18 protein-coding genes are annotated in these 21,049 nt (G+C 65.0%); 6 read left to right on the forward strand and 12 right to left on the reverse strand.

Going from position 1 to position 21,049, the window contains the following annotated elements:
• Positions 1–17: 17 nt before the first annotated feature.
• The 3 genes from IC40_RS0124125 to IC40_RS0124135 all read right to left on the reverse strand — a co-directional run bounded on the left by IC40_RS0124125 (position 18) and on the right by IC40_RS0124135 (position 4,390).
• On the reverse strand, positions 18–1,439 hold the full coding sequence (locus IC40_RS0124125; protein WP_030137230.1) for an aldehyde dehydrogenase family protein: 1,422 nt from the start codon (positions 1,437–1,439) through the stop codon (positions 18–20).
• A 40-nt stretch (positions 1,440–1,479) separates the two neighbouring features.
• Complete coding sequence (locus IC40_RS0124130; protein ID WP_420892000.1) at positions 1,480–2,634, reverse strand: zinc-binding dehydrogenase; 1,155 nt, start codon at positions 2,632–2,634, stop codon at positions 1,480–1,482.
• Positions 2,635–2,806: 172 nt separating this feature from the next.
• Positions 2,807–4,390, reverse strand: a complete 1,584-nt coding sequence (locus IC40_RS0124135) for an acyl-CoA synthetase (protein WP_030137232.1) — start codon at positions 4,388–4,390, stop codon at positions 2,807–2,809.
• Positions 4,391–4,507: 117 nt separating this feature from the next.
• Between IC40_RS0124135 and IC40_RS0124140 the strand changes: the two genes are divergently transcribed.
• Positions 4,508–6,430, forward strand: a complete 1,923-nt coding sequence (locus IC40_RS0124140) for a flavin-containing monooxygenase (RefSeq protein ID WP_030137233.1) — start codon at positions 4,508–4,510, stop codon at positions 6,428–6,430.
• Positions 6,427–7,314, forward strand: a complete 888-nt coding sequence (locus IC40_RS0124145; RefSeq protein WP_030137234.1) for an SDR family NAD(P)-dependent oxidoreductase — start codon at positions 6,427–6,429, stop codon at positions 7,312–7,314. Before IC40_RS0124140 ends, IC40_RS0124145 begins: the two co-directional genes overlap by 4 nt.
• Before the next feature lie 19 nt (positions 7,315–7,333).
• Here IC40_RS0124145 and IC40_RS0124150 read toward each other — a convergent pair whose 3' ends face one another.
• Together IC40_RS0124150 and IC40_RS0124155 are read right to left on the reverse strand one after the other, a co-directional pair.
• On the reverse strand, positions 7,334–7,960 hold the full coding sequence (locus IC40_RS0124150; RefSeq protein WP_030137235.1) for a Dabb family protein: 627 nt from the start codon (positions 7,958–7,960) through the stop codon (positions 7,334–7,336).
• Positions 7,953–8,300 carry a hypothetical protein gene (locus IC40_RS0124155; protein WP_030137236.1) on the reverse strand — a complete coding sequence of 116 codons (348 nt, stop codon included), beginning with the start codon at positions 8,298–8,300 and terminating at the stop codon, positions 7,953–7,955. Before IC40_RS0124155 ends, IC40_RS0124150 begins: the two co-directional genes overlap by 8 nt.
• Before the next feature lie 99 nt (positions 8,301–8,399).
• Between IC40_RS0124155 and IC40_RS0124160 the strand changes: the two genes are divergently transcribed.
• Positions 8,400–9,635, forward strand: coding sequence for an NADH:flavin oxidoreductase (locus IC40_RS0124160; RefSeq protein ID WP_030137237.1), 1,236 nt, complete (start codon positions 8,400–8,402; stop codon positions 9,633–9,635).
• 6 nt (positions 9,636–9,641) lie between these two features.
• Here the strand turns inward: IC40_RS0124160 and IC40_RS0124165 are convergent, their stop codons facing one another.
• From IC40_RS0124165 to IC40_RS0124190, 6 genes are all read right to left on the reverse strand, one after another.
• A complete protein-coding gene (locus IC40_RS0124165) occupies positions 9,642–10,595 on the reverse strand; it encodes a LipP1 family hormone-sensitive lipase (protein ID WP_030137238.1) in 954 nt (317 codons plus the stop codon).
• Positions 10,596–10,689: 94 nt separating this feature from the next.
• Positions 10,690–11,571: an IclR family transcriptional regulator gene (locus IC40_RS0124170; RefSeq protein ID WP_030137239.1), complete on the reverse strand. Its 882-nt coding sequence runs from the start codon at positions 11,569–11,571 to the stop codon at positions 10,690–10,692.
• Between the two features lie 216 nt (positions 11,572–11,787).
• Entirely contained in the window at positions 11,788–13,248 is a 1,461-nt protein-coding gene (locus IC40_RS0124175; protein WP_030137240.1) for an FAD-dependent oxidoreductase, read from the reverse strand.
• Positions 13,245–14,153, reverse strand: coding sequence for a biphenyl-2,3-diol 1,2-dioxygenase (gene bphC, locus IC40_RS0124180; RefSeq protein ID WP_030137241.1), 909 nt, complete (start codon positions 14,151–14,153; stop codon positions 13,245–13,247). The genes IC40_RS0124175 and bphC overlap by 4 nt, the downstream gene beginning before the upstream one ends.
• 15 nt (positions 14,154–14,168) lie before the next feature.
• Positions 14,169–15,350 carry an acyl-CoA dehydrogenase family protein gene (locus IC40_RS0124185; RefSeq protein ID WP_030137242.1) on the reverse strand — a complete coding sequence of 394 codons (1,182 nt, stop codon included), beginning with the start codon at positions 15,348–15,350 and terminating at the stop codon, positions 14,169–14,171.
• Between the two features lie 91 nt (positions 15,351–15,441).
• Positions 15,442–16,503, reverse strand: coding sequence for a ferredoxin--NADP reductase (locus IC40_RS0124190; RefSeq protein ID WP_030137243.1), 1,062 nt, complete (start codon positions 16,501–16,503; stop codon positions 15,442–15,444).
• 137 nt (positions 16,504–16,640) lie between these two features.
• Between IC40_RS0124190 and IC40_RS0124195 the strand changes: the two genes are divergently transcribed.
• Genes IC40_RS0124195 through IC40_RS0124205 form a run of 3 tightly spaced genes read left to right on the forward strand, consistent with a single transcriptional unit; the run spans position 16,641 to position 19,954 of the window.
• The gene (locus tag IC40_RS0124195) at positions 16,641–18,251 is read left to right on the forward strand and encodes a flavin-containing monooxygenase (protein ID WP_030137244.1); all 1,611 of its coding nucleotides are present in this window, start codon (positions 16,641–16,643) and stop codon (positions 18,249–18,251) included.
• Positions 18,251–19,048, forward strand: coding sequence for a mycofactocin-coupled SDR family oxidoreductase (locus tag IC40_RS0124200; protein WP_030137245.1), 798 nt, complete (start codon positions 18,251–18,253; stop codon positions 19,046–19,048). The genes IC40_RS0124195 and IC40_RS0124200 overlap by 1 nt, the downstream gene beginning before the upstream one ends.
• Positions 19,049–19,093: 45 nt before the next feature.
• A complete protein-coding gene (locus tag IC40_RS0124205; protein ID WP_030137246.1) occupies positions 19,094–19,954 on the forward strand; it encodes an SDR family oxidoreductase in 861 nt (286 codons plus the stop codon).
• On the opposite strand, the gene IC40_RS0124210 is transcribed toward IC40_RS0124205, so the two are convergent.
• Positions 19,935–20,795, reverse strand: a complete 861-nt coding sequence (locus IC40_RS0124210; RefSeq protein WP_030137247.1) for an alpha/beta fold hydrolase — start codon at positions 20,793–20,795, stop codon at positions 19,935–19,937. The two genes, IC40_RS0124205 and IC40_RS0124210, sit on opposite strands and share 20 nt — an antisense overlap.
• Positions 20,796–21,049: the final 254 nt, after the last annotated feature.

A 21,049-nucleotide genomic window follows, 5' to 3' on the forward strand; every position in this document is an offset into this window, starting at 1 on the left:
CTCTCAGTGGGTCGGATCTACGGCAACTGCAGCGACTTGATCTGCAGGAATTCTTCGAAACCGATCCGGCCGAGCTCACGCCCGATACCAGACTTCTTGTAGCCGCCGAACGGAGCGGCCGGGTTGTACTTGCCGCCGTTGATATCCAATTGACCGGTCTGCACCTGTCGGGCGAAGGCGACGGCGGTGGCGTCATCGGCGGCCCAGACGGCTCCGGACAGTCCATAGGGCGTGCCGTTGGCGAACTCCAGGGCCTCGTCGGTGTCGCGGAACGGGATGATGGAGAGCACCGGGCCGAAGACCTCTTCCTGACCCAGTTCGGATTGCGGATCGACGTCGGCGAAGACGGTCGGTGCGACGTAATAGCCGATATCGCGTACCTTCTGGGCGCCGCCGCACAACAGTCGAGCACCCTCGCCCGGCGCGCGCTCGATGAAGCCGAGAACTGTTTCCTGCTGAGACTTCGATGCGATCGGGCCGACACGGGTCGCGGGATCCCACGGGTCTCCGACGGTGTACTTGGCGACTGCGGCTTCGACGATGTCGAGGACTTCGCCGTACCGGGCGAGCGGAACCAGCATGCGGGTCCAGGCCATGCACGTCTGGCCGGCGTTGAGGAATGCGTTGCCCACGCCGACCTTGACCGCGGTCGTCAGGTCGGCGCCGTCGAGGATGACGTTCGCTGACTTGCCGCCCAGTTCCAAGGCCACCTTTTTGATGGTCTTGCCGGCCAGCTCACCGACTCGGCTCCCGACACCGGTGGAGCCGGTGAACGACACGAAGTCCACGTCCGGGTGTTCGGACAGCCGCTCTCCGATGATCCGGCCCGGACCGGAGACCAGGTTCACCACGCCGGGAGGTAGGCCGGCATCATGCAGCGATTCGACGAACTCGAACACCGAGAGCGGTGCCTCGTTGCTGGGCTTGAGCACCACCGTGCACCCTGCGGCGATGGCCGGGATGACCTTGGCCACCACCTGGTACAGCGGGTAATTCCACGGGGTGATCGCCGCGACCACCCCGTAAGGTTCGCGCGTGACCAGCGAGTTACCGATTCGTTCCTCGAACTCGAAAGTGGCCAGCGCGTCGGCGAATCCACGTGTGACGGCCAGTGGAACCTGGGTCTGCACGGACTGCGCGACGCGGATCGGTGCCCCCATCTCGGCAGTGATGGTCTCGGCGATATCGGGCAGCCGCTTCTCCATCGACGAGATCACTGCGTCGAGGCGTTCGCGCCGCTCGGTGACACCGATGTTCGGGTCGAACGCCGCGCGCGCGGCGGACACAGCGGCATCGACATCGGCGTCCGATGCGCTGGGCACCACGCCCAGCACCTGCTCGGTGGCGGGGTTGATGACCTCGATGACGTCGCTGCCGGCGGGGCGGACCCATTCACCGTCGATGTAGAGCTCGGTACGGTCGTAGTTGTGGTTGCTCATCTGGCGCTCTCCGGTACTCGGTGTCTGGGCAGGTGGCCGGTCAGGGGACGATGCTGGCGCGGACGTCACGTTTGTCCTCGGCGGCGGCGAACGCGTCGTTGATGTCATCGAGGGAGTAGCAGGCCGCGGCCAACCGTTCGAAGGGCAGCGTGTCCTGGTAGGCGGCCAGGAAGTCCAGTGCGCGGGACAGCACCGCCGGGTCGTACAGGGACACTCCGACCATCGTCTTGTTGGAGAACACGAATCGTGACGGATCGAACGCGAAGGTCCTGCCCACGTTGATGTTTCCGATCTCGACGTATCGGCCGAACTGCCCGAGCAGCTTGAGGCCCTCGTCGATGGCCGACGGATGCCCGACAACCTCGACCACCACATCGGCGCCCTGCCCGTCGGTGAGCCGCCGGACGATCTTGGCACGTTCCTTCTCGTCGGTCACCTCGGTGATGTTGATCACGGCGTCGGCGCCGAACGCCGTCGCCAGTTCGAGGCGCTCGGGAACACCGTCGATCGCGATGACTTTCGCCGCGCCACGAGCCTTGGCGACCGCCACCGCGTACAGCCCGAGGGCGCCTGCGCCCTGCACGACAACGTATTCGCCGAGTTGTTGATCGACTCGTTCCAGACCGTACATCACCTGCGACAGAGCGCAGTTGGCACCGGCGGCGATGTCATCGGAGACCGAATCGGGAACGGTATAGACCACGGCGCCTGCGGGGAGAACGAAATAGTCGCCGTAGCCACCGACAAAGTAGGGTGGCTCGTCTGCGCGGCCCAACATTGCCATCTTCAGGTTCAGACAGGCATTGCGGCGCCCGGCCAGGCAGTTGCGGCAGGTATGGCAGCAGAAGAAATAGGGGAACACCACTCGGGTGCCGTCCGCCAGTGGCTTTCCGTTGGAGTCGGTGGATACGCCCACACCCAAAGCCGCCACCACGCCGACCATTTCGTGTCCCAACACGGTGGGCAACTGCCCGCCGAGACCGCGGGTGGCGAAAGTGCCATGCCATGCGTGCACATCCGAACCGCAGATGTTGGCCCGAGTCACCTTGATCAGGATCTCACCGGGTTTGATCTCGGGTAAGGTGACCGTCTCGATCTCGAACGGCTTACCCGGCTCGTCGAATCTGGCGATACGACCCCTGTACGGCGCAACAGTCACAGCTTGACGTCCTCTCGGTTCACCTGCGGATGCCATGTCCCGCCGCGGTCGGCACGCATGTGCGGGCATGCACACGGCCACATCTGTATTCGCACCGTAATGGCGCGCAGAGGGGGAGAGAACTCATGATTCCCGCCCAGCGGTCACTGTGGGCTACCGCACGTCGGCACCGGGTTGGAAGTGTGCGCCGGCCTCGGTCGATATGGGTTCAGCGGGGGACTCGCGCCGCGCTGGTGAAGCGCTCCCGCAGCACCCGCTTCAACAGCTTGCCGCTGGGATTCTTGGGCAATGCCTCGACGAAGAACACCCGTTTGGGTGTCTTGAATCCGGCCAGGTGGGCACGGCAGTGGGTCACCACATCGTCCTCGGACAGCTCGGAGCCGTCCCTGGCGACCACCGCGGCCACCACGGACTCCACCCAGGTCGGATGTGGCACGCCGAATACGGCGACCTCCTCGACCCCGGCGTGCCGGTAGATGACCTCTTCGACCTCGCGGCTGGCCACGTTCTCGCCACCGGTTTTGATCATGTCTTTCTTGCGATCCACGACGTGCAGCAGCCCGTCGGCATCGTAGTAACCGAGATCGCCGGAATGGAACCAGCCGCCACGGAACGACTCGGCCGTCTTGGCCTCGTCGTCGAGGTACCCCAACATCAGATGCGGACTGCGGTGCGCGATCTCGCCGACAACTCCCGCAGCGACCGGAGCATTGTCGTCGTCGAGGATGCTGGTCTCGACATTGATGACGGGTCGGCCCGCGGATCCGGCGTGAGCATCCTGTTCGTCAGGACCCAGAGCCGATGCCAGCGGCGCCATCTCCGTCTGCCCGTAGAAGTTCCACAGTCGCAGCTCCGGCAGCCGCTCGCGCATCTCGGCGAGGATCTCCACCGGCATCGCGGAGGCCCCGTAGTAGCCCTTGCGTAGGCTGGACAGGTCCACTTGTTCGAACACCGGCGATCGTAGCAGCGAGATCCACACCGTCGGTGGGGCGAAGTAGTTTGTCACCCCGTACCTTTCGATGGTGCGCAGCACCAGTTCGGGATCGGCCTTGGGCAGGATGATGCTGGTGGCACCGAGATAGATATCGGTGATCAGGAAGTTGTCGAGTTGCGCGCAGTGATACAGCGGTAGCGAGTGGATTTCCACATCACTGCCCTCCATCGATCCGGCGATGATGGAGCTGATGTAGTTGCCCATCAGGCTGCGCGTCGAGTGCATGGCACCCTTGGGCTGCGACTCCGTACCGCTGGTGTACATCAGCCGGATCATCTGGTCGTCGTCGATGTGCGGACTGGGTGCCGGAGAGTCGGTGTTTAGCCACTGTGCGAAGTCCGGCCAGCCCGCAGGCGGTCTCTGACCGGGAAGCACCAGCGCGGCAGTCACCGCAACCGGTGCGCCCGCATGCATCGCCGCCTCGGCTGTCGGGACCAGGTCGGCCTCGACCAGGAACCCGGTCACCTTGCTGTGCTGCACGATGAAGGCGATCTCTGCGGCGGTGAGCATGAAGTTGATGGGGACGAGCACCACGCCGGCGCGCGCCGTGGCGAACGCCAGCACCGCGTACTGCCAGCAGTTGTGGGCCAGGACGGCAACTCGATCGCCGACTCCGAAACCGTTGTCAGCCAACGCGGCTGCGGCCCGGTCGACGAGTCGTTCGAACTCGGCGAAGGTCAGGCTGACGCCACCGTCGATGATCGCTACCTTGTCGGGATGCTTGCGCGCGGAGCGCCGTGGGATATCGCCGAGGGCGTGGCTTCGTGCCGAGGCGAGAACGGACTTCAGATCATCCATGAGCTGGACTGTAGGGGCGGCCGGACGGCTGTGATCGGCCGACGTCCCGCTCAGTAGAAGACGGTGCCTCGCACAGCGTCGGACGCTCACATACTCGGTCCAGAACAAGGAGGATCGATGACGATCGCTGTGACCGTTACCGCAGACCAGAAATCGCCAGACCCTGATGAACTGCGCACCAATCTCGCGAACGCCGATGCCGGCATCCTGGTGGCGGTGCTGGCTCAGCTGACCGGTGACGCCAGCATCGTGGACCGGTATGCGGGAAAGATCTCGTACACACCGGACCCGCCCGAGCAGAAGGGCAGCACGGACCCCGCAACGCATACTCAGTTGGTCGAGGCGGTGGTGGCCGCGATGCAGAACCCGCGCCCCGCCGATGCCGTGCCGTTCGACGACCCCGAGTTGTTCGCCGCCGTGGCACCGCTGGCACTGGGTGCCGAGGTGGGACCGGAGTACATCCCACTGCTGCTGGAGCAGGGCGGCTTTCACGCCTCCCAGCCGGTGCTGCCACGCACCGCGAAGCTGCCCACCGGTTTCAAGGTCGCCATCATCGGGGCAGGCATAGCCGGTATGGCCGCCGCGCTGGAGTGCGCTGCCGCCGGTATCGATTACGAGATCATCGACCGCAACGACGAGGTCGGCGGCACCTGGTACACCGCGGTGTACCCCGGAATCGGCGTGGACACCCCGTCGGCCTACTACTCATTGTCTCGCGATATCAACGGGGGGTGGTCGAGCTATTACCCCCAAGGCCCCGAGTACCAGCAGTACCTGAAGTCGGTCGCCGACAAGTACGGCTTGCGTGACCGGACCCGCTTCAGCACCGAGGTGACCGCGTTACGCTGGGTCGCCGACCGCAAGGTGTGGGAGGTGCACAGCCGCGGTGCCGACGGCAAATCCGACGTCTCCTACGCCAATGTCGTTGTGCCGGCTGCCGGTTATCTGAATCGGCCGCGATGGCCGGACCTGCCCGGCCGGGAGACCTTCGCCGGGGTGAGCGTGCACTCCGCCGAGTGGGACCCCGAGCTGTCGCTACGCGGCAAGAAGGTGGCGATCATCGGTGCGGGTTGCACCGCCGTGCAGATCGTGGATGCCTCGGTCGACGAGGTCGAGCACCTGACGGTCTTCCAGCGTCAGCCCCACTGGGTCGCGCCGCGCAAGCGTCTGACCGACGACGTACCCGAACACCGTCGCTATCTCAACGCGCATGTTCCCTTCTATGCCAACTGGAATCGGCTCAAGTCGTTCTGGGGAACGGCAGACAACAACTATCCCGTCATCGTGCGCGATCCCGAATGGGCGGCCGATCATCTGTCCATCTCGCCGGCCAATGATGTGCTCCTGCAGATGTGTCTTGAGTACATCGACCGGGTCTTCGGCGCCGGTTCGGAGTTGGCGAAGAAGGTGACCCCGGACTTCGCGCCGTACGGTAAACGCATAATCCGAGATCCGGGTGGCTACTACGCGGCGCTGGCCCGCGACCACGTCGATGTCGAGGCAAGCGAGCCTGCCGAAGTCAACGCGCGCGGTATCGTCACGCAGGACGGCCGGCAGATCGACCTGGATGTCATCATCTACGCCACCGGCTACCACCTGGATTTCCTGTCCACCGTCGACATCGAGGGGCGCGACGGCATCAAATTGGTCGATGTCTGGGGTGACAGCCCTGCCGCCTACCGTGGTGGCCTGGTGCCGGGCTTCCCGAACATGTTCATCTCCTCGGCGCCCAATTACAGCCCGGGGCATGGTGCGGGGCACAACTTCGGTGTCGAGGTGATGGTGCACTACGTGATGGAGTGCCTCCAGCTGATGGCGGAGCGCGGGGCGCAGACCGTCGAGGTCACCCCGGAGGCGTTCGAGAAGTATGTGCGCTCCATCGATGAAGCGATGGCCCAGACGGTGTGGTGTCACACGCCGACCGCGCACACCTATTACCGGTCCGGTGGCGGTCGCATCGTGACGGCGTTCCCGTTCCGCCTCATCGAGGTGTGGCAGAGCCACCGTGCCCCCAACGAAGAGGATCTCGTCGTCCAGTGAGCGGTATTCTGCACGGTAAAACGGCTTTGGTGACCGGCAGTAGCCGCGGTATCGGGCGGGCCATCGCCCAGCGGCTGGCCGCCGAGGGAGCCACGGTGGCGGTGACCGCCCGGTCTCATCGGGCTTCTGCGTCCACCCGGGCGGGAACCACCGCCGAGTTGCCGGGAACGATCGGCGAGACGATCGAGCTGATCGAGGGTGCCGGCGGTAAGGCCTTCGGTATCGCCTGCGATCTGGAGGACGCCGACCAGCGCGCAAGGCTGATCGATCAGGTTGTCGAGCACACCGGGCGACTCGACATCCTGGTCAACAATGCCGGATACGCGGATTACTCCGTCATCGAGGACATGCCGATGACGACCTTCGAACGGACCATAGAGCATTACGTCCGCACGCCGTTCGTGTTGATCCAGCGTGCCGTTCCGCACATGCGCACACAGGGCGCCGGTTGGATCGTGAACATCGGCTCGGTCACCGGACTCGCGCCGGCTCGGCCCTACCGGGAGTACAACAAGACTTCCGGTGACGTCATCTACGCCTCGATGAAGGCGGCGCTGCACCGCTTCACGCAGGGCGTCGCCGCCGAGTTGCTCGACTCGAACATCGCGGTCAATGTGGTCGGGCCGTCCAGTGCCGTGCGCACGCCCGGTGCTGCCAGCCTGATCCCGGATACGTTTCCGACCGAGCCGGTCGAGTACCTGGCCGAGACGGTGCTGGCGATGTGTCACTTGCCCGCGGCCGAACGCACCGGCCTGGTGGCATTCAGCCTGCACTATCCCTGGTCGCAGAATCTGACGGTGCACAGCCTCGACGGCACCGCTGCGCTGCCGCCGCTGCCGCCGCCGGCCGCAGCGAACCCGAACATCTTGCCCGACGGGATCTGATCTTCGGCGACTGCCCGCGTCAGCGCAGTACGTGGTCGCTGTCGATGCAGAAACTGTGGCAGACCCGTTCGCGAACAATGGCCTTCGGGCACTCCGGATCGAACCACTGGTCGACGACCGCCCAATGGATGGGGTGCATCAAGTAGGGGCCCATGATGCCGTCAGCATCCGTGAACTCCTGTTCGAAGACGTGGGTCCAGGCGTTGCCGACGGTGGTTTCGGGCCGACTCAACTGCCAGGTGCTGATGGTGGACACATAGCCCGGCAGTAATCGCAGGTCGGCCTCGAAGCGAGCCATGATGTCGGGATCGGTGCCCTCGGCGACCCGCAACAACAGCGCGCGGTAGACGCTGCCGGTGGGACGGCCCTCGATGCTGTTGGGCGAACCGTGATAGTCGGCACCGTTGATGCGGGTCACGGCGGGGTCGGCCAGGACGGCCGCGACCTCGGGGGCGACAGCCTCCCATTCGTCGCTCTCACCAAAGCGGAGGTGTAGCAGCAGATCTCCACCGTTGCGGCTGCCTGCCAGGGTGGGGGAGACCAGGGCGCGGTGGGCCCCGCTACGCCGGGCCGCTTGGGTGAGCGCCATTCGGATGCGGTCACATGCGCCTTCGCTGATGTCGATGAGCCGGGTGACGTTAAACATCGCAGAGTCCTTCGACGTCATCATGTGCGGCAGCCGCATCACGTTCCCGCTGCAGCACGAGTTCGGCGACACTGTCCCACCAGGCGCCGACTTCCGGGTCCGGTCGACCCTGCCATGTCATTTCCCACCAGGCCTGGGCGCTGGGCAGGGTCCAGGTGGCGGTGACGGTGTTGGATTCGGTGTCGTACCAGATAGGCGGTGAAACAAGCACATTCACCAGGGTCATGCCCCGGTGGCGGGCTCCGGGGGCGTACCCGGACAGATACCGGTCGACGAACTCCCTGGCGCATCCGGGCCGGGTGATCACGCGGTCGATGACGAAGATCCCACCGTCTGTCATGGCACTGACACTATGGCCTCCACCACGATGAGGGCGTGCCGCTCCCGGTTACCGGGAACCCATGTTGACGCAGGGCGGGCGTCGATCGACCGTGGTCTGATGACCGATCTCAGCCCAGATCCGTTCAGTCCGATACAGCTCGGGCCCGTCCGGCTCCGTAACCGGGTCATCAAGGCCGCGACCTCCGAGGGGCGATCGCCCGAGGGGTTGGTGACCACCGATCTGATCGACTTTCATCGCAGTTTCGCCGAGGGTGGCATCGGAATGACCACCGTGGCGTACTGCTGTGTCTCACCGCAGGCGGCCAGTGCGCCTGGCCAGATCGTGATGAGCGATAAAGCGCTGCCCGGCCTTCGGCAGCTCACCGATGCCGTGCACACGGCAGGAGCAGGTATCTCCGCGCAACTCGGGCATGCCGGGGTCGTGGCACACAAGCGGTTGACAGGTGTCACCCCGCTGGCGCCCAGCAGGTTCATCAATCCGTCCTCCGGCGCGTACTGCCGAGAGATTCGTCGTGACGAGATCGCCGGGATCATCGACCAGTTCGGCGACGCGGCCAGGGTGGCGGTCGACGCCGGATTCGACGCGGTGGAACTTCATTTCGGTCATCTGTACCTGCCCAGTTCATTTCTCAGCCCATTGCTCAACCGCCGCAAAGACGAGTACGGCGGAGACATCGACAACCGCTCGCGTCTGGTCCGCGCGATCGCCCGGCGGGTGCGCGAAGTCGTCGGGAACAGGGTGGCGATCATCGCCAAACTCGATATGGACGACGGCCTGCCGGGCAGCATCTGGATCGATGAGGCTTTGCGCACCGTGCAGCTGCTCGACATCGACGCCAACCTGGACGCCATCGAGTTGACCCAGGGTTCGTCGGTCTACCGGCCGATGTACCTGTTTCGCGGCGATGTACCGGTGCGTGAGTTCGCCAAGGTGATGCCGACGATGGTGCGGCCCGGTCTACGACTCCTCGGCAAAGCAGTGATGGGGAATTATCCCTACGAAGATCTGTACATGCTGCCGGCCGCCCGGCAATTCGTGCCGATCATGAAGAACACCAAGCTGATCTTGTTGGGGGGCATCACCAACCGCGAACACATCGAGACCGGAATGCGGGAGGGCTTCGATTTTGTCGCGATGGGCCGGGCACTGCTGCGTGAGCCGGACTTGGTGAACAAGATGATCGCCGATCCCGGCACCCGCAGTCGCTGCAACCACAACAACAGGTGCATGGTGACGGTATTCGGCCGAACGCATTGTGTGCTCGACCCGCAACAGCGTTACGGCGCTGCCGAATCCATGGACGTCACCGCCGGGAAAATCATCCGGCGGTGACGTGGCTCATGTGTTGACCTGACCGTTGATGATGCCGGTGAGGTAGGCACACGCCTGGGCGCGGGCCTTCTCACAGAGGTCCAGGCTCGGCATGGTCATGAAACCGTGCACACCGCCCTCGAAATAGCGCTGCACCACCGGAACTCCCGACCGGCGCAGGGCCTCGGCGTAGGCCATACCCTCGTCTCGCAGCGGATCGTGCCCGGCCACCACAGCAACCGTCGGCGGCAGACCCGACAGATCGTCGGCGTGCAGTGGCGAGGCGTACGGATCGGTCCGGTCGGCAGGGTTGGGCACATACTGATCCCAATACCACCGCAGAGCGGGAAGCGGGTTGTAGTACCCGTGACCGAACTCGCGGTAGGACGGGGTGTCGAAGTCGGCGGCGATGACCGGGTACAACAGCAGCTGGCCGGCCAGTCGGGGACCGCTGCGATCGCGTGCCATCAGGGCGGTGACCGCCGCGAGGTTCCCACCGGCGCTGTCGCCGCCGACCAGCAGGACATCCGGATCGTCGCCCAGCGCGGTGATGTTCTCGGCGGCCCAGACGGTCGCGGCGTAGACGTCCTCGGCCGCCGCAGGCCACTGGCCCTCTTCGGCCGCGCGCCGATAGTGCACCGAAACAACCACGGCGGGCAGGCGATTTGCGAAGTCCCGGCACAGCCCGTCGTGGCTGTCCAGGTCGCAGAACACCCAGCCGCCACCGTGGGCATAGACCAGCGTCGGTAGGCCTGTGCCGTCCGCGGCTTCGGGCCGGTAGATGCGCACGGTCACCGGACCGTTCGGTCCCGCGATCTCACGGTCCTCCACCGCCGCGACCGGCTCGGGATCGGTCACCGCCACCATCCTCGAGCGGATCGCCGCGCGGGCCTGATCACCGGTCATGGTGTGTACCGGCGGGAATCCGGAGTCCAGCGCTTCGATCATGGCGGCGATCTGCGGGTCGAGTTTATCGCTCATCACTGTCGATTCGCTCCGCAAGCGTCGCTCATGGCTTGTCGATTCGCTCCGCAAGCGTCGCTCATGGCTTGTCGATTCGCTCCGCAAGCGTCGCTCATGCCGGCTGCAGGGTCGAGGTCCGCACCGCCGTCTGATTGATCGGGCCGCCGCGCAGCGGGCGCATCTGCTGCAGTGTCGGTGCCACGCGCATCGGGCCGCCCTCCACCGCGCGCCAGATCCCCATGGCCGCCATGCGCACCGGTGCGACGAGCTGTTGGTCGAATTTCATCTGCCCCATCGGCCCGCACACCGATACCGCGGCGACCGCCTCGCCTGGGTCGCCGATCGGGGCTGCCACGCAGCCGAACCCGGGTACCGATTCTTCGCGATCGAACGCGACGCCGTGTGAACGGACCTTGGCCAGTTCGGCGCGCAGCTGGGCGGCCGTGGAGATCGAGTACTTGGTGCGTCGGGGGAGGGTGGATGCGGTCGCTGCCGCGAGGTCCGGTTCGCCGGTGAAGGCCAGCATCGCCTTGCCGACGGCGGCGCAATGCGCGGGCTGGCGCCCGCCGACCCGGGTCGGGATGGCGGCGGTCAACCGGTTGCCGACCTTTTCCATGTACACCACATCCGAGCCCTCCAGCACGGCGAGGTGCACGACCAGTCCGGTGGCGGCGTGCAGTTCGTGCAGCATCGGAATCGCGGCCTTGTGCAGCCGGTCCTGGTGGACCGCGAGCGAGCCGAGTTCGACCAGCCGCATCCCCAACTCGTAGTCGCGGCCGGAGCGGCGCAGCCAACGCAGCTGGACAAGGCGCTCCAGCATCCGGTGGGCGGAGGAGCGCGGCAATCCGGTACGGCGCACGATCTGTGCCAGTGTCAGGCGCCCGGGACCGTCGAATGCGTCGAGCACTAGGGAGACCCGGTCGATGACGGCGCTCGGCGTTTCGGCGGTGGCCTTGCCGGCAGGTGCGAGCGGGCTGTCGATGGTCACGGTCATCGTGGTCCTCCGGGGTATTCATATTCCTATTAGGCATATGCCTAATACTCATATAGGACTATCACACCGCTGTGGTTGCTGTCACATAGTTGGGTCGAATCTCAGCGCACAACGACGCCAAAAGCCGGGCGTGCTGTCGCACAACCCGGCTTGACGTGGGCCTTCACCGACCCAGGTTGATGGTGAAACTTGTGCGTCTCGGCGTGTCGCCGACGGTCAGGCCGACGCTGCGCTGCGACCGGCCCGGCGACCGTAGAAGCTGCCGTCGCCGAGCGAGACGCCGCTGGCATAGCCCCAGGCGGCGAGTCCGGCGGCAGACCGCCCGGCGGCGAACAACCCAGGTATGGGCTCGCCACTGACATGCAGCACCTCGGCGTCGAGTGTCGTGCAGAGACCGCCGAGGGTGAACCCTCCGGTGCTCTCGCGCAGATCGATGGCGCCGACCGGGGAACCGATAGGTCTGATCCACTGCGGCTTCTTGTGCAGCAGGGGGTCCTCACCGCGCGCCGCGCCCGCGTTGTAGGCCGCGACCGTGGACTGCAACGAGCCCGGAGCCAAACCGATCTCCGATTCCAGTTCGGCTACGGTGTCGGCGACCCAGGTCGGCGGCCGCAACATCAATTGCGGCGACAACGACGCCATTGCCGCTTCCTGCGCGTCACCGTCGATGATCAGATACGCCGTATTGTCCTGGTGGTACAGCGTCAGCTGGCCGATGCGTCCCGGGTAGGTGTCTTCGGCGACAAAGCGTTGCCCCCGGGCGTTGACCAGGATTCCGCGCACCAGCTGCTGCGGGTCGGCGAAGATCGCGACCTCGGTGGCGTCCATATGGGCCAGGTCGGCGCCGAGCGCCTGCGCCATCTGGATGGCACGGCCGTCGTGCTGCTCGATCGAGGCCGCCGGCCTGCCCGCGATGCGCGGCGCGTACTGCGCCACCATCGCTTCGTTGTAGGCGAAGCTGCCGGTGGCCAGCACCACCCCGCGCCGCGCGCGGATGGCGACATCGTTCCCGTACCGGCGCGCGACCACGCCGACGACCCGGCCATCTGCGGCGACGACAAGACGTTGCGCCCGAACGTCATACAGCGCGCGGGCGCCGGCCGCGGCCGCCGACTCGACGAGCGGCTTCATGAGCATGTAACCGGCAGACGCCTCGCCCTGCTTCTTGTTCGACATCTGGGGGATGTGACCGCGCGGCGCGGGAGTCGCAATGGTGTTGAACGGGAACGAGTTCTCGCCACCGGAATACATCAAGCCTTGATCACCCATCGGCTCCCAGCCGGGCTCACCGAAGAACTCCGCCTTGAACGTCACCCCGCAGCCAACGAGCCAGTCGAAATGGGCGACGCTGCCCGCGCAGTAGTCGTCGATACGCTTCTCGTCGGCACCCGGTCCCATGGCGACCTTCAGGAAGGCGGCCATATTGTCGACCGAATCCTCGAAACCACAGGCCTTCTGCAACGACGTGCCGCCACCGAGATAGATGAATCCGCCCGCCATGGATGCCGCACCACCCCACGAGCCGGTGCGCTCCAGTACGAGCACATCGGACCCGGCTCGCGCGGCCTCGACGGCCGCCGCCGCCCCGGCCACGCCGTAGCCGGCGATGACGACGTCGGCGTCATGGTCCCATCGGGCGATCTCGGCCTCGGCGAGTGGAACGATATCGCTCGTCATGGGCGCATCGCGGCGGGGAGGTCGTCGACCCACTTGTGTCCCCAGTAACTGTCGGCGGTGATTTCCTCGGCGGTGTAGTAATTCTCGTCGACACGCATGCCCTCGGTGCCGAACTCGATATCCCAGTCCCCGGGCGCCCGGACGTAGAACGACACCATCTTGTCGTTGGTGTGGCGCCCCAGCGTGGAGGACAGCTGGAAGCCATCGGAGCTGATGCGGTCCAGCGCTTGGCCCACGGCGTCGAGGGTGTCGACTTCGACCATGAGATGGATCAGGCCCGGATCGCGCAATGTCGCCGCGGGGCACAGTGCCAGGCTGTGGTGGCGCTGGTTGACCCCGAGGAAGCGCACCCGGACCGGGCCGAACTCCGGCGGCACCGGCACCCGGAATGCCCCGCGGGATTTGAAACCAAGGACCTCGGTGTAGAAGTCGAACATCCCGGGCACATCCAGCGCGGGCAGCACCACATGACCCAGACCCTGTTCTCCGGTCACGAACCGGGCACCGAACGGCGTCACGATCGGGCTGTGATCGAGCACCGCTCCGTGGAAGACCTCCAGCGAGGTACCGGCCGGATCCTCGAAGGCGATGACTTCTTCGACCCGGCGATTGTCGGCCTCGGCCAGCGACAGCTCCTTGTAGGGGGTACCGGCGGCTTCCAGCCTGCGTTTGACCTCGCCGAGGTCCGCGGCGTCGCGGACCTCCCAGCCGACGGTGACGATCTTGTCGGTATCACCGGGAGATACGATGATGCGCGCAGCGCGCTCGTCCATCCGCAGATACAGCGAATCAGGGTCGGGTCCGCTTCCGGTGGCGAAACCCAGGACGTCGAAGGCAAATTGGCGCCAGCGACGCATATCGGTCGCCTGCACGGTCACGTAGCCGAGGCTCTTGATCAAACCCATGGTGTCTGTGCCTTCCTAGATCATCGCCCGCAGCGGGCCCTGGGGATCCACGCCGAGGGAGCTCAACGCCGATGCGTGATAGACGGTGCTGGGAACGTGGATGGCGTGCGCCTGACCGACGTGGACATCGCGCCAGTATCGCTGCAACGGTTTGTCCATCCTGGTGCCGTTACCACCACAGCGAGCGAAGATTTCATCGACAGCGGACACTGCGCGCCACACCGCGCGGACCTGGGTGCGCCGACCGGCGGCACGGTCGGTGAAGGACACCTCCTTGCCGGCGTCGACCATGTCGTAGATCCGGTCGACATTGGCCAGCAGTTCCTGACGGGCGGCGTTGATATCGGCGGCGGCCTCACCGATCGCATACATCACATAGGGGTCGTCCTTGATGGCGACGCCGCTGGAATTCACCCGTGAGCGCTGGTAGTCCAACGCGGCGGCCAGGGCGCCCTCGGCGATGCCGATGGTTGCCGAGGAGATGCCCAGCGGGAACATCGTCGACCACGGCATCAGATACAGCGTCTCGGTCATGCCGGCTTCGCGCTGGGCGGTGCCGTCCATCACCTTCATGGCGTCCATCGTCCGATAGCTCGGCACGAAGGCGTCCTTGACGATGACGTCCTTGGACCCGGTGCCACGCAGGCCCACGACATCCCAGGAGTCCTCGACGATCTCGTAATCCTTGCGCGGCAGGATCATGTGCAGCATTTGCGGAGGCATCAAAGGCTTACCCTCGGCATCGCCGATCATCGCGCCGAGGAAGATCCAATCGCAGTGGTCGGTACCCGAGCTGAACTGCCAGCGGCCGTTGAAGATGTAGCCACCATCCACCGGAACGGCGACACCCTGGGGGGCGTAGGGCGAGGCGACCCAGGTGTCGACATCATCGGCCCAGATCTCTGCGCCGACGCGGGGGTCGGCGTAGGCGAGCTGATAGGGATGGACACCGACCACCCCGTTGATCCAGCCGGCGGACGGGTCGAGCGCCGCGGTCGCCATCACCGTCTCGGCAAATTCACGAGGATGGACCTCCATGCCGCCGTGCTTCTTCGGTTGTAGCAGGCGGATGTTGCCGAGCTGCTTCATCGTCTTGACCGTGTCATCGGTCAACTTACCGATTTTCTCGGCTTCCTCAGCCTGTTCACGCAGCTGGTCTGCGACGTCGGCAAGGCTGTCGATAACGCGTTGTGTCATACCTACGATGGTGGGGCTTGTCGGACAGGCTACGCAGCTGCCTTCCCGGTGAGCGGACGCGAATCGCGCCCGGCGCTGCGCACCGACATGTCTAGAATTCCACCTTGATCGAATTCGACAGCGGGCTGGCCTGACAGGCCAGGAACAACCCGTCGGCAATGTCCTCTTCCTCGAGGATCTCCGCATTCCCGAGGTCGACCTGGCCCTCCACGACCGTGGCTGCGCACGACCCGCAGTTGCCTTCCCTACACGAGTAGGGCACCTCGATGCCGGCCGCGATCATGGTGTCCACGAGATTGCGACCCGCCGGCCATGTGAGGTGGTGCACCGCGCCGTCGATGGAGATCTCGGCTTCGGCGCCCTGTCCGTCGGATGGCAGGTCCTCGATGGTCACTTCGGCGAAAGGATCGCCATCGAGGGACTGGAAGACCTCCAAATGGATGTGGTCCCGCGGGAATCCGGCCGCGGTGAGGGCCTCCTTGACCACCGCCATGAACGGTGCGGGTCCGCAGATGAACGATTGGTAACCGGAGTAGATCCGGGCGAAGTTGTTCAGCTGGGCCAGGGTCGGCAGGCCCTGGATCGACTCGAGCCAGTGCATCACAGTCAGCCGACCGGCATAGCGCGCCGCGAGAGCCCGCAGTTCGGCTGCGAAGATCACCGATGCCTCGTCGCGGTTGGCGTAACACAACACCACCCGCCCGGTACCCGCGACGAGCACCGACTTGAGAATCGACATCACCGGGGTGACACCGCTACCTGCGGCCCAGAGCAAGAAGTCGCCGTGCAGGTCGCGGGGCGTGAATATGCCAGAAGGCGGGAGTGATTCGATGATATCGCCGACGGATACGTTGTCGCACAACCAGTTCGATCCGTACCCGCCGGAGGTACGCTTCACCGTCACCTTTGGTGCGTCATCGGTGTGCGGAGAACTGGCCAACGAGTAGCAGCGTGCCACCGATCCGGTTCGTTCACTCGGGATGCGCAATGTCAGGAACTGGCCCGGTCGGTAGTCGAACTTTGTCTGGTGTTCGGCGGGGACGGCGAACACCAAGGATTTGGCGTCGCGACTCTCCTCGACGACATCAGTGACGGTCAGGGGCACTGCGCGGGGCGCGGCCGCGGTGCGGCTATCGGTTTCGACGTCGCTCATGGCCCGGGATCCTGCTCGACTTTCGACTGGTTGTCCGGAGGTGCTACCGGTGGCTGGGACGAAAAGCCCATCTTTCGATGACCGTTGACCGGGAAGGGCCGGACCTCGACGCGCGGGGAGGTCCTAGCGTTTCTGGCGTGACTGGGACTGAAGATCGTGTTGACATTGTGGTGGTCGGTGCCGGCTTCGGCGGCCTCTACGCCCTGCACAAGTTCCGGCAGCAGGGTAGGTCGGTACGCGTTTTCGAGGCGGCACCCGAGGTCGGGGGCACCTGGTACTTCAACAGATATCCGGGTGCCCGCTGCGATGTGGAAAGCTTGGACTACTGCTACTCGTTCTCCGACGAACTCCAGCAGGAGTGGACCTGGACGGAGAAGTACGCGACCCAGCGCGAGATCCTCGACTACATCAAGTGGGTGGCCGACAAACTCGATCTCAGGTCGGGCATCACGTTCGACACACGGGTCATTTCAGCGGAGTTCGACGAAGATGGGCTGCATTGGACCGTCACCACCGATACCGGTGAGACGGTCATTGCCCGCTTCGTCGTGATGGCCACGGGTCCGCTGTCGTCTCCGCTGAAGCCCAACATCGAGGGTCTCGACGGATTCGGCGGCGAGGTGTACCACACTGCTCACTGGCCGCACGGCGGCGTCGATTTCTCCGGTAAGCGGGTCGCCGTGATCGGCACCGGCTCCTCAGGCATTCAGTCGATCCCGATCATCGCCGAGCAGGCATCGCAGCTCTATGTCTTCCAGCGCACCCCGAATTACAGCGTGCCGGCGGGCAATCGGCCGCTCAGCGCCGACGAGATCAACCAGGCCAAGGCTACCTACGATGAGCGGCGACGCATGTCTTGGCGCAGCGGCGGTGGCTCACCGCATGTGGCACATCCGAAGATGACGATGGAGGCCACGCCCGACGAACGCCGCGAGGCCTTCGAGAAACGCTGGCAGCTGGGCGGTGTGCTGTTCTCGAAAACCTTCGCGGATCAGATGACCGATATGGAGGCCAACGAGGAGGCACGCAAGTTCTACGAGGAGAAGATTCGCGCCGTCATCGATGATCCCGAGGTCGCCGAACTGCTGATCCCGACGGATCACCCGATAGGCACCAAGCGTATCTGCACCGACACCAACTACTTCCAGACCTTCAACCGGTCGAACGTCGAACTGGTCAGTGTGCGGGCGACGCCCATCGAATCCATCGACAGCACCGGCATCAACACCACAGCAGCCCATTTCGACGTCGATGCGATCGTGCTGGCAACGGGTTTCGACGCCATGACCGGCACCCTGGCCAAGATCGACATCATCGGCCGCAACGGCCGTAGGCTCGTCGAGAACTGGTCAGACGGGCCACGCACCTACCTCGGCCTGGGAGTGGACGGGTTTCCCAATCTGTTCCTAGTGTCCGGGCCCGGCGCACCTGCGGTATTGGCCAATATGGTGCTGCATGCCGAAGCGCATATCAACTGGATCGCCGATGCCATCGACTATCTCGACAAACATGAGGTGGCCGCCATCGAAGCCACCACCGACGCTGTCGATGACTGGGTAGCCGAGTGCAACAGGCGGGCCGACGCGACGTTGTTCCCCAAAGCCAACTCCTGGTACATGGGCGCCAATGTGCCCGGTAAACCCCGGGTCTTCATGCTGTTCATCGGGGGGTTCGCGACCTACCTCGGTATCTGCGCCGACGTGGCGAACGCCGGCTACAAGGGATTCAACCTGCTGAAGGGGTCGTGATGCCGAACCTGGCCGGCATGGTCGCGGTCGTCACGGGTGCGGCGCGCGGCACCGGCCGGGTGCATTGTGAACGCCTGGCCGATGCCGGCGCCGATGTGATCGCCGTGGATACCGGTGACGTGGGCGAGTTGGCCGGCACTGTTGAAGCCGTGACCGAGCGGGGGAGACGCTGCTTCAAGGGCCACGCCGACGTCCGCGATCTCGACTCACTGCAGGCGGTGGTGACGGCCGGGGTCACGGATTTGGGTGGCCTCGACATCGTGGTGGCCAACGCGGGCATTCATATCGCCGGTGCGCCGACCCGGGAACTGAGCGCTCGGGCGTGGGCGGACACGTTGGACGTCAACCTCACGGGCGTCTGGCACACCGTGAAGGCGACTGTGGCGCACCTCAACCCGAACGGGGGATCGATCGTCATCATTGGATCCACCAACGGATTGCGCGGAACAGCGAATTCGGCCCACTACACCGCAAGTAAGCACGCCGTGGTCGGGCTGGCACGCAGCTTGGCCAACGAGCTCGGGCCCTTGAACATCCGCGTCAACGTGGTGCATCCGGGCGCCGTCGGCACCGCAATGGTCCGCAACGAGGCGACCTACCGCCGGCTGTGCCCGGATATCGAGAACCCGACCGAAGCGGATGCGGCGCGGATTCTGACCGCACGTAATCTGTTGCCCGTTCCCTGGGTGGACCCGGTCGATGTGGCCAATGCGGTGTGTTTTTTGAGCTCTGAAGAGGCCCGCTACATCACCGGTACCCAATTGGTGGTCGATGCCGGGCTGACACAGAAGGCGTAGCCGTGGACGGGCCATTCGTATCGCAGTGAACGGAGACTTCATTTCATGGGTACCTATGTGGTGACCGGATCGGCCTCGGGAATGGGTCGTGCTGCAGCCGAGCGGCTCTATGCCGCAGGTCATTCGGTGATCGGAGTCGATCTGAGGAATGCCGAGGTGATCGCCGACCTGTCCACCGATGCGGGGCGTGCCACGGCGGTGCAGAGGGTGCTTGAACTCTGCGGGGGTGTCCTCGATGGTGCCGTGCTCGCCGCCGGGCTTGGACCCATCCCGGGGCGGGACCGGTTGATCGCCGAGGTCAACTACTTCGGAGTCACCGATCTGTTGACCGCGCTGCTGCCGGCGTTCGCCCGTGCCGAACGAGCCAAGATCGTTGTCGTATCGAGCAATTCGACCACGGTCACCCCATTGGTGCCGCGTCGTGCGGTGCGGGCATTGCTCGACGGCGATATCGAGCAGGCAATGCGGGCCGTGCGGATGTTCGGCGGCCGTTCCGCGCCGATGATCTACGCGGCCTCCAAGATCGCGGTGGCACGGTGGGTGCGTCGGAACGCGGTCACCGCGCAGTGGGCAGGCGTGGGTATCCGTCTCAACGCGTTGGCCCCGGGCGCCGTCATGACACCGCTGCTGGAAGAACAGTTGGCCGATCCGACCGAAGCCAAAGCAATCACCACATTCCCGGTGCCGGTCGGTGGCTTCGGTGACCCCGGCCAACTCGCCGAATGGATGGTGTTCATGCTCTCGGATGCCGCTGATTTTCTCTGTGGCAGCGTCATTTTCGTCGACGGTGGTTCCGATGCCTACTTCCGTCCGGACTCGTGGCCCGCGCGGTTGCCCGCGGCGATGTTGCCGCGGTACACCGCACGATTCCTCGGTTACCGGCGCGCTAGGCGTCGCTTTTCGTGAGGAACGCGAGCACCGTCCGCTCGAAAGCCGCCTTCGCTTCGATCATCACCCAGTGACCGCAGTTGGGAAACACATGTAACTCGGCATTGGGGATGGTTCGCATCGGCACCAATGCCATGTCCAGCGGGCTGACTCGGTCATCACGACCCCAGGTCAGTAGCGTCGGGGCAACGACCTTGTGCATGGTCGCCCACGGCAGCGGGAAGTCGGCGTTGCGCATCATGTCCATCATCGCCGCGAACGCCTTCTTGCCGTACATACGCCGCGCTGCGGCCAGCGTCTCCGGATCGGTGGCCAGCGACCAACGCTCCTCGATGAGCTCCTCGGTCACCAGGGACTCGCTGTAGACCATCGAGCGCAGCCAGTCGACCAGCCGTTGTCGAGTGGGATCCTCGGTGAACTCCTGCAGCAGCCGAATGCCTTCGCTGGGTCCGGGGCTGAAGATGTTGGTGCCGATACCGCCGATGGTCACCAGCCGGCCGACGCGGCCGGGATGTGTGGTGGCGAAGTTGATGCCGACACCACCGCCCATGGAGTTGCCGATGACGTCGACCTTCTCCAGACCCATCGCATCCACGAACTGCACGACGGCGCCCTGCGCGTCCAGCATGGGGTGGCCACCGAAGTCATCGCTGACACCGAAACCGGGGAACTCCAGTACCAGGCAACGGTAGTGCTCGGCGAAGAACGCGAGATTGCCGCGGTAGTTCCGCCAACCAGTGACACCGGGACCGGAACCGTGCAACAGCAGCAGGGGAGGACCGTCGCCGGCTTCGTGGTAGCGCAGCACGCCCGAGGGGGTACTGATCTCACGCTGGCTCTCGCGGTAGTCGATTGTCATGCACCGATTTCACACGATCGACTCGCGAAACTCATCCCTGATACCGGAGAGCGGGACACCTGGGTCGAATGTGAACTACAAGACGTCCGTTGAGTGGACCTCCGGAGATCGCGTCGCGTCGATCAGCCCACAATGGGCTCATCGACGGCCCGCAAGGCTTCACGCAACAGGTTTCGAGGGGAATTCACCAACATGCTCAGTGCCGAGGTCCGCGACGAGCTTGCTGCCGAGTTGGCCGAGGCGGAGCGCAGTCG

The organism is Mycolicibacterium neoaurum ATCC 25795 (assembly GCF_000691525.1).
Taxonomy (GTDB): domain Bacteria; phylum Actinomycetota; class Actinomycetes; order Mycobacteriales; family Mycobacteriaceae; genus Mycobacterium; species Mycobacterium neoaurum.